Raw genomic sequence first — 14,371 nt, forward strand, 5'->3', positions numbered from 1 at the left:
CGCGCCGGCTCGCGATCCCGCACAGGCCTTGCCGGCAGGCGCGCGGCAGGGCGCGTCGCTGCCGCACGATATGGCCGATCTGCTCGGCGAGCGTCCCGATGCGCGCTGGACACCCGCGCGGGCCGAGCTGGCCACCGCATCGTCCGATGCGCAAGCGCAGACGCTCGCGCCCGTGCATCCGGCCGCCGTGCCGCTCGTCAGGCAGCAGCTTGACGCGCTCGCGACCGACCAGTTCCGCTGGATGGGCGAGGCGTGGCCCGGCGCGCGGCTCGACTGGACGATCGAGCCCGACGATCCGGGCAGCCGCGCGCCGCGCGGCGACGACGGCACGAGCGACGGCATCGCCTGGCGCACGCGCCTGACGCTGACGTTGCCGTCGCTCGGCACGGTCGACGCGGAACTGGTGCTGAACGGCACGCAGCTCGTCGCGCGGCTGCGTGCGAACCAGACGGGCGCCGACCGCCTCACGCGGCACGAGGCGGCGCTGCGGCAGCGGCTCGAAGTGTCGGGGCTGCGGGTGGGCGGGCTGTCGATCCGCGCGGTCGACGAAGGCCCGGACGGCTTCGACCTGTTTGCGGCTCAGGCGGCCGCCGCTGCGTATGCGCGCGGTTCGGCCTCGGCCGGCGGCCCGGCGCCGCGCGCGCCGGATACCGGCGACGAGGCGCTGCAATGAGCATGGCGTCCCGCAAGCGCGCGGCCGCGCTCGTCTACGATCCGAAGGGCGGCGATGCGGCGCCGCGCGTGGTCGCGAAGGGCTACGGCGTGCTCGCCGAGATGATCGTCGCGCGCGCGCACGATGCGGGGTTGTACGTGCATACGGCGCCGGAGATGGTGTCGCTGCTGATGCAGGTCGACCTCGACGACCGGATTCCGCCGCAGCTCTACCAGGCGGTCGCGGATCTGCTCGCGTGGCTGTATTCGCTCGACCGCACCGAGCCCGGGCCGGACGACGCCGCGCCGCGCTTTCCGCTGCCGCCGCTGCGCTGAACAGCCCGGCATCGCGCGAATTCTTACGGAACGCTGTCCGGGCCTTGCAAGGCCATTTCGCCGGCATTTTTCGTCTATCGATCGGCATCGGTGCGCAACGTGCTTACTTTGTCCGCATGTCCTCTCTCGCCGGACAGGCCGCTGCGTACCGGCGCGGATTGAGCCGGCAATTGATTTATGTAATGATATCCATTCTCATTTTCATGCTGCCCGGGCGGCGCGCATTCTCTGCGCGCCGCCCGTTGTTTTGAACGAATGGAAACTTTCGCGTGAACGCGCCCGAAACGATCAATCCGCCCAAGACGGGTACTCCCCGCGCGGGCGTCACCGTGCTGCACCCGACGGCCCGCCCGCTGAGCGACGACGAACTGGCCGCGCGCCGCCAGCGTTCGCGCCGCGCGACCTTCATCAAGTGGCTGCGCAAGGTGCATGGCTGGGTCGGGCTGTGGGGGGCGGTGCTCGGGCTGCTGTTCGGCGTGACGGGCGTGCTGCTGAACCATCGCGCGCCGCCGCTGAAGATTTCGACCGGCGAGCCGCAGGTCGAGGAGATGCAGATCGCGCTGCCGGATCCGGTGCCGAAGACGCCGGCCGCGATGACGAAATGGCTGCAGAACGAATTGCATTTCGACGGCAAGCCGGGCCGCATGCGCAAGGAGCCCGCGCAGCCCGTGGCGTGGGGCGACAAACGCGTGATGCAGCCGGAGCACTGGCAGATGGGCCTGTTCGGCCCGCACCAGAACCTGCAGGCCGAATACTGGGTCGGCAACGGCTACGTCGCGGTGAAGCGCACGGGCAACACGTTCCTGACGACGCTGAACAACCTGCATCGCGGCGTCGGAATGAATCTCGGCTGGGTGCTGCTGATGGACACGATCGCGGGCTCGCTGATCCTGCTGTCGCTGACCGGCGTGCTGCTGTGGACCGAGCTGAACAAGCGCCGCACGGTCGGCGTCGTGCTGGTGGTCGGTTCGGTTGCCGCGGCACTTGCCGCCGGCCTGACCTGATCGGCGGCTGCGCCGGCCTGGCGCCGGCGCAGTTGCTTCGTCTGCTTAGCCCGCTTCGCGCGTGACGGCCGCGTACCCGGCGCGGCAGCGCGCCGGCGCCGATCAGAGGCCGCAGGCCGCGCCGCTGTTCGCCGCGATCTCGCGCGCGGCCTTCGCGCCCTCGACCTGCAGGATCGTCGGCAGCGACACGTTGTTTTTCGCCGCGGTGATCTCGGCGAGGATCGAGATCGCGATTTCCGGCGGCGTCCGGCTGCCGATGTAGATGCCGGCCGGCCCATGCAGCCGGCCCAGTTCCGCTTCGCTCAGGTCGAATTCGCGCAACCGCTCGCGCCGTGCCGCGTTGTTGCGCCGCGAGCCGAGCGCGCCCACGTAGAACGCGGGCGTCTTCAGCGCCTCCATCAGCGCGAGATCGTCGAGCTTCGGATCGTGCGTGAGTGCGATCACGGCCGAACGCGCATCGAGGTTCATGTCGAGCACCGTATCGTCGGGCATCGTGTGCACGACCCGCGTGCCCGGCACGTCCCACGCATCCGTGTATTCCTCGCGCGGATCGCACACCGTCACCTGGTAGTCGAGCCCGACCGCGATCTGGCACAGATAGCGCGACAACTGGCCGGCGCCGATCACGAGCATCCGGTAGCGCGGCCCGTGGATCGTCACGAGCCGCTCGCCGTCGAACGCGAGCCCGTCGGCCGCCTGCGCGGGCGACAGCGAAGCGCGGCCCGTCGCGAGCGTCATCGTGCGCGTGACGAGACGGCCGGCCTCGACTTCCGCGCACAGCGCGGCAATCCCGCTGTCGCGCGTGAGCGGCTCGAGCACGAGCTGGATCGTGCCGCCGCAAGGCAGCCCGAAGCGGTGCGCTTCCTCGGCCGTCACGCCGTACTTGAGCGCTTCCGGGCGCGCGTCGGCCGCGATCCCGCTTGCGTGCACGCGGGCGATCAGGTCGTCCTCGATGCACCCGCCGGATACGGAGCCGACCACGAGCCCGTCCTCGCGCACCGCGAGCATCGCGCCTTCCGGGCGCGGCGACGAGCCCCACGTCTTCACGACCGTCACGAGCAGCACGCGGCGCCCTTCTTCGAGCCAGCGCGCGCTGGATTTCAATACATCGAGATCGACGCTTTCCATCATCTTCTTCCTGTTGCCGGGCGACGCCGCCAATGCGGGCCGCCGTTCGATGGCGCGATTATGAACCGGCCGCGGCAAGCGTGCAGGCGGCGGGGAAGGCGCAAAACGGGAAAGGGAGAGGCGAGCGGCAGGGAAGACGAACGGGACGGCCCGTGCCGGGCCGGATGGCAGGTCGCCGGGCGGACGACGCATCCGCCCGGCGGGGCGCTACGTCAGAGCGAGCCCAGGTACTGCGTCAGGTTGCGGATGTTGTTGTCATACGCGTTCGGCGAGCCAAGCTCGACGCCGCCGCTGCGGACGTAGTACTCGAACGGCACGGAGCGGGTGCCGAAGAACGGCAGGAAGTTGTCCGGCTGCAGCGTCGTGCCGTTCAGGCCGATCGCCCAGTTCCTCGACTTGTACAGTTCGAGCTCGCGGATCGTCGCCTGGACCAGGTTCGTTTCCGACGCGCGAATCGCGGCGATGCGCTGCGTCAGCGTCTCGATGTTCGCCTGGTATGCGCTCGGCTCCCCGACCGAGACGCCACGCGCGCGGACGTAGTAGCTGAACGGCAGGTTGCGCTCGGTGAAGAACGTCAGGAAACCGTCCGGCGCCAGCGTATCCCCGTTCAGCCCGATCGCCCAGTTCTTGCCTTGATAATCCCTGAGCCCCGCGATCGTCTGGTTGGCCGCGTTGATTTCGACCTTCGCCGTGACGTTGACCAATGTATTGCTCATGACAGACCTCTCTGGTTCTTGTTGAACTTCGGACAGGTGCAGCGACATTGCCTCCGGACGGAGGCAATACAATACCGACGGCCGGATTATCCGGTTTTGATTTTTTAATTAAAAAGATGCTGAAAATTCGTTTATGAATTCACGCTGGATTTATGATTGATGGAACGGTGTTTCGATGAAATCGATCGCATCGCGCCGCGGCCCTGCTGCGGCGCATGCCCCGTCGGATAGGGCTGGGCGGGTATGTGCGGTCAACCGACCTGAATACTAGTTTGGCGGATGCAAGAGTTCAATGCCGGCCGCGCGATTATTTTCTTCTATTTATATTCAATTCAATTGCATTTCTTTTTTAATCGATTGGCGTGCTGATCGGAATCGAATATGCCGGTATTCGAAAAATGGCCAATCGGAATGGGAATTGACGCGTGGATCGTTGCAGGAAAGGCAACGTGGCGGCGTGACGCGTGAAGGAAGGGGAGGGGGCGGGACCGGAGGCCGGCCCCGCGGGTGCGCACCGTGCCGCGTGCGGCACGGCGGCGCTCAGTGCGCGTCGTGGTGACCGTGCGCGAGCTTCGAGTGGTGACGCGAGTACAGGAAGTAGATCACGAGGCCGATCACGAGCCAGATGCCGAACGCGGCCCACGTGATGGGTTGCAGGTTCAGCATCAGGAACAGGCACGACGCGACCGCGAGGATCGGCACCACGGGCACGCCCGGGCAGCGGAACGCGCGCGGCAGGTCGGGGTGCGTGCGGCGCAGCACGAGCACCGCGATCGACACCATCGAGAACGCCGCGAGCGTGCCGATGTTGATCAGCTCGGCGAGCACGTTGAGCGGCACGAGCGCGGCGATCAGCCCGAAGAACAGGCCGACGAGCCAGGTCGTCAGGAACGGCGTCGCGTAGCGCGGGTGCACGCGCGACAGCGTTGCCGGCAGCAGCCCGTCGCGCGACATCGCGAAGATCACGCGTGTCTGGCCGTAGCTCATCACGAGGATCACGGTCAGCATGCCGAGCACGGCGCCGAGATCGATGAAGCCGGCCACCCACGTCTCGCCGGCGACCTGCAGCGCGTACGAGATCGGGTGCGAGATGTTTGCGTACCGGGCCGACGGCACGATGCCGGTCGCGACCGCGGCGACCGTCACGTACAGCACTGCGCACACCGCGAGCGACGCGATGATGCCGATCGGCAGGTCGCGTTTCGGGTTCTTCACTTCCTCGGCCGCCGACGACACCGCGTCGAAGCCGATGAACGCGAAGAACATCACGGCCGCCGCACCGAACACGCCGTTCCAGCCGTGCGGCATGAACGGCTTCCAGTTCGCGGGCGTCACGTGGAACAGGCCGACCGCGATCACGAGCAGCACGACCGACACCTTGATGAACACCATGACGTTGTTGATGCGGGTCGACTCGCGGATGCCGATCGACAGCAGCGTCGTGATCACGATCATCACGAGGAACGCGGGCAGGTTGAACCATGTGACGACGCCCGGCACCGCGCCGGGCGCGGCCGTCAGCACGGTGGGCAGCGTCAGCCCGAAGCCCTGCAGCAGCGACTGCAGGTAGCCCGACCAGCCGACCGACACGGCCGACGACGCGAGGCCGTACTCGAGCATCAGGTCCCAGCCGATGATCCACGCGACGAGTTCGCCGAGCGTCGCGTACGAATACGTGTAGATCGAGCCGGCGACGGGGATCGTCGACGCGAATTCCGCGTACGACAGCGCGGCGAGGCCGCACGCGATCGCGGCGATCACGAACGACAGCATCAGCGCGGGGCCGGCCTGCACGGCGCCGGTACCGGTCAGCACGAAGATGCCGGTGCCGATGATCGCGCCGATGCCGAGGAAGGTGAGGTCGATCGCGCCGAGCGCTTTCTTGAGCCCGGCGGCCTGCGCGCCGGCGATCATGCGATCGACGTTTTTCTTGCGGAAGAGAGACATTGCGGATGAATCGCCAGCGCGCGCGGCGCGGTAGCCCTGACTGAGTGAAAACCCGGAATTTTAGCCGATTTGGCGCACAAGACCCGCTGCGGCGCAGCGGCGCGTCGAGAAATCGCCCGATAAAACAAGCGCTTGCGCGTCGAACGGGCGGCAGCGGACGGCGGCGCGGCAGGCGCCGCGTCGTGGGATCGGACGAATCGGGTGGGGCAGGGAGATCAGGCGCCGGCCGTGGGCGCCATGTCGACGAGCCGGTTGCTCATCACGTAGAACGTGAGTTCCGCGTTGTTCGACAGCCGCATCTTCTCGAGCAGCCGCGACCGGTACACGCTCACCGTCTTCACGGACAGCGACAGCGTGTTCGCGATGTCGGTGAGCCGCTTGCCCGACGCGAGCATGCAGAGCGTCTGGTATTCGCGGTCGGACAGCTTCTCGTGCGGCAGCGGCTCGTTCTCGAACGACACGTATTCGGCGAGCGCCTCGGCCATCGCCGGGCTCACGTACTTGCGGCCGGCCGCGACCTGCTGGATCGCGCCGATCATCTGCGCGGCGTTGACCGTCTTCGACAGGTAGCCGGCGGCGCCGGCCTTCAGCGCGCGTACCGCGTACTGATCCTCGCGGTACATCGAGAACATCAGCACCGGCGTGCGCAGCAGCTTGCGCTTGAGGCGCTTGAGCACCTCGATGCCGTTCGTGTCCGGCAGCGAGATGTCGAGCAGGATCACGTCGAATTCCTGTTTGTCGACGGCGGCCATGGCGTCGCCGCCATTCTCGGCCTCGGTGACGTCGCGCGCGACGCCACGGTCGATCAGCAACTGGCGGACCCCTTGCCGGACAATCGCGTGATCGTCCACGAGCAGGATGTTCAGGCTCATGACGACCTCACGAAAGCGACGCGCGGCGGGCCCCGACGGGCATCGCGAGCAGCGAATCCCAAGCGAAGCGCGCGGTGACGCGTGTGCCGTGGCCGGTTGCCGGCGTGGCCGTGTCGAAGCTGCCGCCGAACGCCTCGCAGCGGGCACGCATGCCGGCCAGACCGTAGCCGGTGCGGCGGCTCCGGGAGAAACCGGTCCCATCGTCGGAGACAATCAGTGACAGATGCGTGCCGTCGGTGGCGATGCGCACGTCGACCGACGTCGCGCGTGCGTGCTTCGCGACGTTCGACAACGCTTCCTGCGCGACGCGGAATACCGCGAGCGCGCTGGCGCCGGCGATCTGCGTCAGGCGCGCGTCGGCTGCGCACACGAAGCTGGTGCGCAGGCCGGTGCGTGCCGCATGGGTGTCGGCCCACGACGACAGCGCGCCGACCAGCCCCGCATCGAGCGCCGGCGTGTCGCGCTCGTCGATCAGCCGGCGATTCGCGTCGGTCGCGGCGTCGAGCGCCTGCTGCGCAAGCGCCAGCGCGCGCAGGCAACCGTCCGGCGCATCGGCCGGCAGCCACGTTTGAACGTTTGCGAGCGCGAAACGCGCAGCGGTGAGTTCGGCACCGAGCCCGTCGTGCAACTCGCCGGCCAGGTGGCGGCGGGCCGCTTCGTCGGCGGCGAGCAACTGGGCAGACAGCGCTGCGATCCGCGCGGCGGAAGCGCCGCGTTTCGGCGCGGCGTCGGCAATGGGCGGAGTCGCGACGCAGCCCGGCACGCGCTGTTGCGACGGGAACGGGGCGTGGGCGCCCAAGGGCGCGTTAAGCGACGTATCCATGACTCTCCCTGCTGTCAGAAAGCGGTTCAGACACCGGCTGGCTGCGTGGATCGGCTGCCGTTTCGATGACGGTCGCCGCCAGAGAATCGCCCCCTGCCGAGGTAACAAAAGTTACGTTTAGTAACACTTGCATCCGACCCTTCCACTGTCATCCGAACGGCAACCACGCGCGCCGAATAATATCTCAAAATACCCGAAAAGGTCATGTCAGGCGGACATTTAAGGGTAAATGTGAATAATCGGAATGAACGTGTTGTAGGAAAAACACTGACACCCGAGCACCGGAGGATCACGTATCCAAATGTAACTATTTGAGATGGGATGATCCCAATTTGTTACGAATTCGCCAAGTAGGGACGAAAAAAAACCGGAGCTTTCGCTCCGGTTCTTGATGATGCGCAAATTCGGGGATCGATCAGTCCACGAACGCGCGCTCGATCACGTAGTGGCCCGGCGCGCTGTTCTTGCCTTCGACGAGGCCGGCCTGCTTCAGCAGGTCGGTCGTGTCCTTCAGCATCGCGGTGCTGCCGCACAGCATCACGCGGTCGTTTTCCGGCGAGAACGGCGGGACGTCGAGATCCGTGAACAGCTTGCCCGTGGCGATCAGGTCGGTGATCCGGCCTTCGTTGTCGAACGCTTCGCGCGTGACCGTCGGGTAGTAGACGAGCTTTTCCTTGATGATGTCGCCGAGGTACTCGTGGCCCGGCAGGTCGTGCTTGATGTAGTCCATATACGCGAGCTCGCCCTTCAGGCGGCACGTGTGGGTCAGGATCACCTTGTCGAAGCGTTCGTAGATGTCCGGATCGCGGATGATCGACATGAACGGCGCGAGGCCCGTGCCCGTCGACAGCATCCACAGCGTCTTGCCCGGCAGCAGGTTGTCGGCGACCAGCGTGCCCGTCGGCTTCTTGCCGATCAGCACCGTGTCGCCTACCTTCAGGTGCTGCAGGCGCGACGTCAGCGGGCCGTTCTGCACCTTGATGCTGAAGAATTCGAGATGCTCTTCGTAGTTCGGGCTGACGATCGAGTAGGCGCGCGCGAGCGGCTTGCCGTCGACCTCGAGGCCGACCATCGTGAATTCGCCGTTGTTGAAGCGCAGGCTCGCCTCACGGGTGCAGGTGAAGCTGAACAGCGTGTCGGTCCAGTGATGGACGGATTGGACGGTGGCGGTGTCGTATTTGCTCATGGCTTTGAAAACGGACGCGCGTAGCGAACGCGAGTAACGGGCCCAAAAACGGGCAAAAAACCGAGTGCGACGGCCCGATCGCGGATCGGCCGGCCGGCGCGTCGGACACGCGCCTTCTCGATGACAGACGATTGAGGAACTCGTTATTTTACCCTGTTGGCGCGGTTCGCGGGCTTGACCCCCGCGGCTGCGCGGATTTGGCGCAACGAATCTTTTCAATCTGCTTTCAGTTTTCAGCGCTCGGCCGCGAGTTTCGCGCCGAGGCCGACGAGCGCCACGCCGCACAGCGCGTCGAGCGGGCGCCGCACGCGCCGGTAGCCGCGCTGCGCGCGCGGGCTCGCGAACAGGTAGGCGACGCACGAATACCAGCCGGCCGACAGTACGCCGATCGTCACCAGCACCGCGCCGTTGAACCACAGCGGCACGTGCGCGGGCAGCATTGCCGCGAACACGCTGGTCCAGAACGCGCACGATTTCGGGTTCGTCAGGCAGGTGAACAGGCCGCTACGGTACGCGCGCAGGTAGTCGCGTGCGTACGGCGCAGCCAGCGGCGCGCGTTCGCCGGGCGCGTCGGCCGGCGTCGCGTCGCGGCGCACGCCCGAGCGCAGCAGCTTGAAGCCGAAATAGACGAGGTACACGGCGCCGCCTATCCGGATCGCCTCGTACAGCCATTCGACCTGGTGCAGCACGGCCGCGAGGCCGAGCATCGCGAGCGTCGCCCACGCGACCGACGCGGTGCCGACGCCGAGCGCCGACGCGGCGCCGAGGCTGCGCCGCCCAGCGAGCGACAGTTGCGAAATCATGAAGAAATTCGGGCCGGGGGTGATCGCCGCGACGAGATAGACGACGGCGATTTGCAGCAGGATCGGCAGGTAGGTCATGGCGGCGCGGCCCGGGAGCGGCCCGGTGGCGGAAGGGGCAAGCCGTTAATGTAGCGTGCGCCGCGCGGTCGCGCTTGCCGCGCGCCGCGATCGGCAACCCTATCGCGGATCGAGGCGCAGGCGCGCGATGTACGGCAGGTGGTCCGACAGCCACGCGGCCTCGCCGGACGGTGCGCGCCATTCGAGCGGCGTCAGCCCGCGCACGAACATCTTGTCGAGCGCGAGCGCCGGCGAGAACGCGGGGAACGTGCGGCCCGATTCGCCGAGCAGCGTCGCGACCTCGGACAATCCGATCTCGCCGAACAGCGCGACCGAATCGTTGCGCCAGTCGTTGAAGTCGCCGGCGAGCATCAGCGGGCCATCGCCTGCGTTGCGCACGATCCAGTGCGCGATCCAGTGCATCTGGCGCAGCCGCGCGGCGCGCGTGAGCGCGAGGTGCGCGCACAGCAGCGTGACCGGGCGCGCGCCCGCGAGCGTCGCGCGCGCGACCAGCAGCCCGCGCCGCTCGAAGCGGTGCGCCGAGATGTCCCAGCGGCCGCCGAGGTCGAGCGGATGCGGCGACAGGATCGCATTGCCGTGCCGCCACGACGGCTTGAACACGTTCGGCCCGAGCGCGATCTGCCAGTCGAGTGATTGCGCGATCTCGGTGGCCTGGCAGTGCCATACGTCATCGACCGCGTCGTCCATCGGCGCGCCGAAGCCGGGCGCGAGCACGGGGCGCGGCATGCGGCGCGCCATCGCTTCCTGCAGGAAATACACGTCGGCGTGCGTCGACTGCATCCAGTTGCGCATCGCGTTCCACGCGGTGAAGCCGAGCGGCGAGCGGCCCTTGTGCAGGTTCCAGCTCACCGCGGTGATTTCGTCGGGTGCGGCGTGCGGTTCGGCGAACGGCAGGGACAGGGCGTCGGCGGACATGACGCTCAATCCTTCGCGACGTGCGCGCGCACGCGGTACACGAGGTGCGGATGCTGCTCGACGAGCGTCCAGTCGGTCCATGCGTCGCCACCGACCGTCAGGCCGGGGTGGCTCGCGACGATTTGCCGCGGCGACGCGGGCAGGCACGGATCGGCCGGCTTCGCGTTTTCGTCGTCGAGCGTTTCCTGCACGTCGAGCGCGAGCGACACCGTGTTCGCGCCGGCATCGACGGTGAGCGGCGCGACCGTCACCGAGCGCGAGCGCTCGGTTGGCACGACGCGCGCGGCATTGCCGCAGCCGACCGGTACGGAGGACGGATAGCGATGGGTATCGGTGCGGGTCTGACCCACGGTGGTGCGCTGCTGGAACGTGTCGATGGTCTGACCGTCGCGTACCACCTGGATCTCCCACGCGACGGAGGCCGGCGCGGGGCTCTGCGCATGGGCGGCGAGCGCGACGCTCGCGAGCAGGATGGCCAGGCCGTGTTTCAGCATGAAACGTCTCCGGAAACGCGGAATAGCGGGGAATGGACGCACATCTTACGCCCGAACGATTTCGATCGCGATGTGACGGGGCGCGCCGCGGCAGGTTCGCCGCACGATGCGGTCCTGTTCAAAAGGTAGGGCCGCGTCATGCGTTTTCAAGCGAAAAAGCGCGTGAACTCGGCGACGGGCGCGCGCTCGGTGACGAGGCGGTTCTCGATCGCGCCAGGGTCCGCATGGCCGAGCGACATGCCGCAGACGAGCTGTTCGTTGGCGGGAATGCCGAGGTGTTCGGTGACGATCCGGTGAAACGGCACGAACGCAGCCTGCGGGCAAGTATCGAGCCCGCGGGCGCGCGCGGCGCTGCTCACTCCTTGCCCTGCAGCCGATTTAGGCCATTCGCATGCACGTTCCGCAGGCAAACAGCCCCTAATCATGACTCGGTCGAGCGTGAAGAACAGCGCGACCGGCGCATCGAAGAAGCGGAAGTTGCGTGCGTGCTGCGCATGCATGCGGGCCTTCTCGTCGCGGCCGATGTTCAACAGGCCGTACAGGTCCCAGCCGACCTTGCGGCGCCGGTCGATATACGGCGACACCCATTCGCGCGGGTAGTAGTCGTACTCGGCGACGTATTTCTCGTCGCGCGCGGGATCGTCGTGGGCCGCGGTGAGCGCATCGCGCGTGGCGCCCGTCGCGACGTACACGCGCCACGGCTGGATGTTGGTGCCCGACGGCGCGCGGCTCGCGGCTTCGAGGATCGCCTCGAGCGTGTCGCGCGGCACGGGCGTCGGCAGGAACGCGCGGATCGCGCGGCGCGACGTGAGCGCCGCGTCGACGGCGCCGATCGCATCGGCATCCGCATCGACGCGCGGGAAAGCAGGGGGGACGGACATCGGCATACCTTCGGGACGGGGGCCGACGCGCCGCGCGGGCGCCGTCGGCCGGGCCGGTGCGGCGGGTGGGTGAACCGACGATCATACGCCGCGGTGCGCCGGCGTGCAGCGTGCGCGGGTGTTAGCAGCAGACGCGCGCGGCTGCTTGCTTGCGCGGGGATGCGGGATCGCTACACTGAAATCGTAAGGGTCTGATGGTCGTGTGACAGCAAGCGGCAGCGAGGTTGGTATGACGACGGCGATGGTGAAACAGGAACTGGCGGTGGCGTCCTTCAGCACGGTGTACGACCTCGAGCAGGTCGAGACGGCGCTGAGTGACCTGAACGAGAGCGCGAGCGACGCACTGCGCGCCACCTACGAGCGGATGCTCAAGACGGGCAACCTGCGCTTCTGCGTGAAGCCGAACCGGATGCCGTCGTTCGACGCGCTCGGCGAGGCGTTGCCCAATTTCGCCGAACCGCTCGACGACGTGCGCAAGCAGGTCGCGCTGTGCCTCGAAACGGACGACCGGCTCGAACTGATGCCGATCCTGCTGCTCGGGCCCCCGGGCATCGGCAAGACGCACTTCGCGAAGGCGCTCGCGCAGCTGCTCGGCACCGCATACCACTACGTGCCGATGAGTTCGCTGACGGCCGGCTGGATCCTGTCGGGTGCGTCGTCGCAATGGAAGAACGCGAAGCCCGGCAAGGTGTTCGATGCGCTCGTGAACGGCAGCTACGCGAACCCGGTGATCGCGGTCGACGAGATCGACAAGGCCGGCAGCGACGCGCAATACGATCCGCTCGGCGCGCTGTACGCGTTGCTCGAGCACGACACTGCGCGCGCGTTCATCGACGAATTCGCGGAAGTGCCGATCGATGCGGGCAACGTGATCTGGATCGCGACCGCGAACGATGCGCACGCGATTCCGGAGCCGCTGCTCAACCGGATGAACGTGTACGAGATCGAGCCGCCCGATGCGGCCGGTGCGCGCCGGATTGCGCAGACGATCTACGACGAGATCCGCACGTCGCATGCGTGGGGGCGGCGCTTCCCCGACACCCTCGGCGACGACGCGCTCGACGTGCTGGCCGCGACACCGCCGCGCACGATGCGCCGCGCGCTGCTGCATGCATTCGGCGCCGCGCGGCTCGACGGCCGCGATGCGATCGGGCCGCACGACATCCGGGCCGACGAGGGCGCCGCGAAGCGCCGGCCGATCGGCTTCTGAACCGGGGCGGCGCGCACGGCGGCGGTATGCGCGCCGCATGCGCGCCGTGAGTCGTGCCGTGCGTCGTACGTCATGCATGGCGTCGTCCCGATGCGCTGCACGACCCTCGGCAAGCAAGTGAACCGGGACGTACAATTCTCTTCTCTCCCCTCGATGCGCTAGCGGCGCGAAACGTCATGGAGCAGATGGATTGTGTCGTGATCGGCGCGGGTGTCGTCGGTCTGGCGATTGCGCGCGAACTGGCCGCGCGCGGGCGCGAAACGCTCGTGCTCGAGGCCGCCGATGCGATCGGCACGGGTACGAGTTCGCGCAACAGCGAAGTGATCCATGCGGGGCTCTACTATTCGCGCGGGTCGCTGAAGGCGATGTCGTGCGTGCACGGGCGCGATCTGTTGTATGAATTCTGCGAGACGCATCACGTGCCGCACCGGCGCGCCGGCAAGCTGCTCGTTGCCACGAGTGCCGCGCAGGTGAAGCAGTTGAAGGCGATCGCCGCGCGCGCGATCGAAAACGGCGTGCTCGACCTGATGCCGCTCACGCGCGTCGAGGCGCAGACGCTCGAGCCCGCGCTCGAATGCGTCGAGGCGCTGTTCTCGCCGTCCACCGGCATCGTCGACAGCCACCAGCTGATGCTCGCCCTGCTCGGCGATGCGGAACGCGACGGCGCCGTGTGCGCGCTGAAATCCCCGGTCGAATCGATCGACGTGCTGCGCGGCGGGCGCTTCGTCGTGCGCACGGGCGGCGACGCGCCGACCGAGATCGAGGCCGCCTGCGTGATCAACAGCGCGGGCCTCGGCGCCCAGGCGCTGGCGCGCCGCACGCACGGCCTCGACCCGCGCTGGGTGCCGCCGCTCTATCTCGCGCGTGGCAACTACTTCAGCCTGTCGGGCCGTGCGCCGTTTTCGCACCTGATCTACCCGATGCCCGACCGCGCGGGGCTCGGCGTGCACCTGACGCTCGATCTCGGCGGCCAGGCGCGCTTCGGCCCGGACGTCGAATGGATCGATGCGCTGCGCTACGAAGTCGATCCCGCGCGCGCGACCGCGTTCTACGCGTCGATCCGCACGTTCTGGCCGGACTTGCCCGACGACGCGCTGCAGCCGGCGTACGCGGGCATCCGGCCGAAGGTCGCGGGGCCCGGCGAGCCGCCGGCCGATTTCATCGTGCAGGGCGCCGCGCAGCATGGCGTGCGCGGGCTCGTGAACCTGTTCGGCATCGAGTCGCCGGGGCTCACCGCGTCGCTCGCGCTCGCGCAGCGCGTGGGCGACATGGCGGCGTACCGCTGACGTGGCGGGCGTGGCGAGTGTGTGGTGGGTACGTGGTGGGT

At 67.8% G+C, this 14,371-nt stretch carries 15 protein-coding genes; 5 read left to right on the forward strand and 10 right to left on the reverse strand.

Going from position 1 to position 14,371, the window contains the following annotated elements; genetic code table 11:
* From G3N64_RS23910 to G3N64_RS23920, 3 genes are all read left to right on the forward strand, one after another.
* Positions 1-673, forward strand: a 673-nt coding sequence (locus tag G3N64_RS23910; protein ID WP_205786120.1) for a flagellar hook-length control protein FliK, incomplete at its 5' end; no start/stop codon positions are given.
* On the forward strand, positions 670-987 hold the full coding sequence (locus G3N64_RS23915; protein ID WP_205786121.1) for an EscU/YscU/HrcU family type III secretion system export apparatus switch protein: 318 nt from the start codon (positions 670-672) through the stop codon (positions 985-987). The genes G3N64_RS23910 and G3N64_RS23915, both read left to right, overlap by 4 nt.
* A gap of 269 nt (positions 988-1,256) precedes the next feature.
* Positions 1,257-1,991, forward strand: coding sequence for a PepSY-associated TM helix domain-containing protein (locus G3N64_RS23920; RefSeq protein ID WP_205786122.1), 735 nt, complete (start codon positions 1,257-1,259; stop codon positions 1,989-1,991).
* Positions 1,992-2,093: 102 nt separating this feature from the next.
* Here G3N64_RS23920 and G3N64_RS23925 read toward each other — a convergent pair whose 3' ends face one another.
* From G3N64_RS23925 to G3N64_RS23970, 10 genes are all read right to left on the reverse strand, one after another.
* The gene (locus G3N64_RS23925; RefSeq protein WP_085041961.1) at positions 2,094-3,119 is read right to left on the reverse strand and encodes an XdhC family protein; all 1,026 of its coding nucleotides are present in this window, start codon (positions 3,117-3,119) and stop codon (positions 2,094-2,096) included.
* 212 nt (positions 3,120-3,331) lie between these two features.
* Positions 3,332-3,835, reverse strand: a complete 504-nt coding sequence (locus G3N64_RS23930; RefSeq protein WP_205786123.1) for a hypothetical protein — start codon at positions 3,833-3,835, stop codon at positions 3,332-3,334.
* A gap of 540 nt (positions 3,836-4,375) precedes the next feature.
* Positions 4,376-5,782: an amino acid permease gene (locus tag G3N64_RS23935; protein WP_205786124.1), complete on the reverse strand. Its 1,407-nt coding sequence runs from the start codon at positions 5,780-5,782 to the stop codon at positions 4,376-4,378.
* Between the two features lie 215 nt (positions 5,783-5,997).
* The gene (gene rqpR, locus G3N64_RS23940) at positions 5,998-6,654 is read right to left on the reverse strand and encodes a response regulator transcription factor RqpR (protein WP_205786125.1); all 657 of its coding nucleotides are present in this window, start codon (positions 6,652-6,654) and stop codon (positions 5,998-6,000) included.
* Positions 6,655-6,661: 7 nt separating this feature from the next.
* Positions 6,662-7,477 (reverse strand): quorum system sensor histidine kinase RqpS, encoded by an 816-nt coding sequence (gene rqpS, locus G3N64_RS23945; protein WP_205786126.1) that lies wholly within the window; start codon positions 7,475-7,477, stop codon positions 6,662-6,664.
* 415 nt (positions 7,478-7,892) lie between these two features.
* Positions 7,893-8,663, reverse strand: coding sequence for a ferredoxin--NADP reductase (locus G3N64_RS23950; protein ID WP_027788896.1), 771 nt, complete (start codon positions 8,661-8,663; stop codon positions 7,893-7,895).
* A gap of 233 nt (positions 8,664-8,896) precedes the next feature.
* A complete protein-coding gene (locus tag G3N64_RS23955) occupies positions 8,897-9,544 on the reverse strand; it encodes a LysE family translocator (RefSeq protein WP_205786127.1) in 648 nt (215 codons plus the stop codon).
* 99 nt (positions 9,545-9,643) lie between these two features.
* Positions 9,644-10,459: an endonuclease/exonuclease/phosphatase family protein gene (locus G3N64_RS23960; protein WP_205786128.1), complete on the reverse strand. Its 816-nt coding sequence runs from the start codon at positions 10,457-10,459 to the stop codon at positions 9,644-9,646.
* A 5-nt stretch (positions 10,460-10,464) separates the two neighbouring features.
* Entirely contained in the window at positions 10,465-10,953 is a 489-nt protein-coding gene (locus G3N64_RS23965) for a hypothetical protein (protein ID WP_205786129.1), read from the reverse strand.
* Positions 10,954-11,099: 146 nt separating this feature from the next.
* Positions 11,100-11,834, reverse strand: coding sequence for a nitroreductase (locus tag G3N64_RS23970; RefSeq protein WP_205786130.1), 735 nt, complete (start codon positions 11,832-11,834; stop codon positions 11,100-11,102).
* A 229-nt stretch (positions 11,835-12,063) separates the two neighbouring features.
* Between G3N64_RS23970 and G3N64_RS23975 the strand changes: the two genes are divergently transcribed.
* Positions 12,064-13,044, forward strand: coding sequence for an AAA family ATPase (locus G3N64_RS23975; RefSeq protein WP_205786131.1), 981 nt, complete (start codon positions 12,064-12,066; stop codon positions 13,042-13,044).
* Positions 13,045-13,220: 176 nt separating this feature from the next.
* Positions 13,221-14,330 carry an NAD(P)/FAD-dependent oxidoreductase gene (locus G3N64_RS23980; RefSeq protein WP_205786132.1) on the forward strand — a complete coding sequence of 370 codons (1,110 nt, stop codon included), beginning with the start codon at positions 13,221-13,223 and terminating at the stop codon, positions 14,328-14,330.
* Positions 14,331-14,371: the final 41 nt, after the last annotated feature.

This window comes from Burkholderia sp. Ac-20344, assembly GCF_017104975.1.
In the GTDB taxonomy this organism is placed as follows: domain Bacteria; phylum Pseudomonadota; class Gammaproteobacteria; order Burkholderiales; family Burkholderiaceae; genus Burkholderia.

Coding starts and splice junctions, on each gene's coding strand:
- G3N64_RS23915 (WP_205786121.1), top strand. CDS start 670: ATGAGCATGGCGTCCCGCAAGCGCGCGGCCGCGCTCGTCTACGATCCG.
- G3N64_RS23960 (WP_205786128.1), bottom strand. CDS start 10,459: ATGTCCGCCGACGCCCTGTCCCTGCCGTTCGCCGAACCGCACGCCGCA.
- rqpR (WP_205786125.1), bottom strand. CDS start 6,654: ATGAGCCTGAACATCCTGCTCGTGGACGATCACGCGATTGTCCGGCAA.
- G3N64_RS23950 (WP_027788896.1), bottom strand. CDS start 8,663: ATGAGCAAATACGACACCGCCACCGTCCAATCCGTCCATCACTGGACC.
- G3N64_RS23975 (WP_205786131.1), top strand. CDS start 12,064: ATGACGACGGCGATGGTGAAACAGGAACTGGCGGTGGCGTCCTTCAGC.
- rqpS (WP_205786126.1), bottom strand. CDS start 7,477: ATGGATACGTCGCTTAACGCGCCCTTGGGCGCCCACGCCCCGTTCCCG.
- G3N64_RS23980 (WP_205786132.1), top strand. CDS start 13,221: ATGGAGCAGATGGATTGTGTCGTGATCGGCGCGGGTGTCGTCGGTCTG.
- G3N64_RS23965 (WP_205786129.1), bottom strand. CDS start 10,953: ATGCTGAAACACGGCCTGGCCATCCTGCTCGCGAGCGTCGCGCTCGCC.
- G3N64_RS23930 (WP_205786123.1), bottom strand. CDS start 3,835: ATGAGCAATACATTGGTCAACGTCACGGCGAAGGTCGAAATCAACGCG.
- G3N64_RS23955 (WP_205786127.1), bottom strand. CDS start 9,544: ATGACCTACCTGCCGATCCTGCTGCAAATCGCCGTCGTCTATCTCGTC.
- G3N64_RS23925 (WP_085041961.1), bottom strand. CDS start 3,119: ATGGAAAGCGTCGATCTCGATGTATTGAAATCCAGCGCGCGCTGGCTC.
- G3N64_RS23935 (WP_205786124.1), bottom strand. CDS start 5,782: ATGTCTCTCTTCCGCAAGAAAAACGTCGATCGCATGATCGCCGGCGCG.
- G3N64_RS23970 (WP_205786130.1), bottom strand. CDS start 11,834: ATGTCCGTCCCCCCTGCTTTCCCGCGCGTCGATGCGGATGCCGATGCG.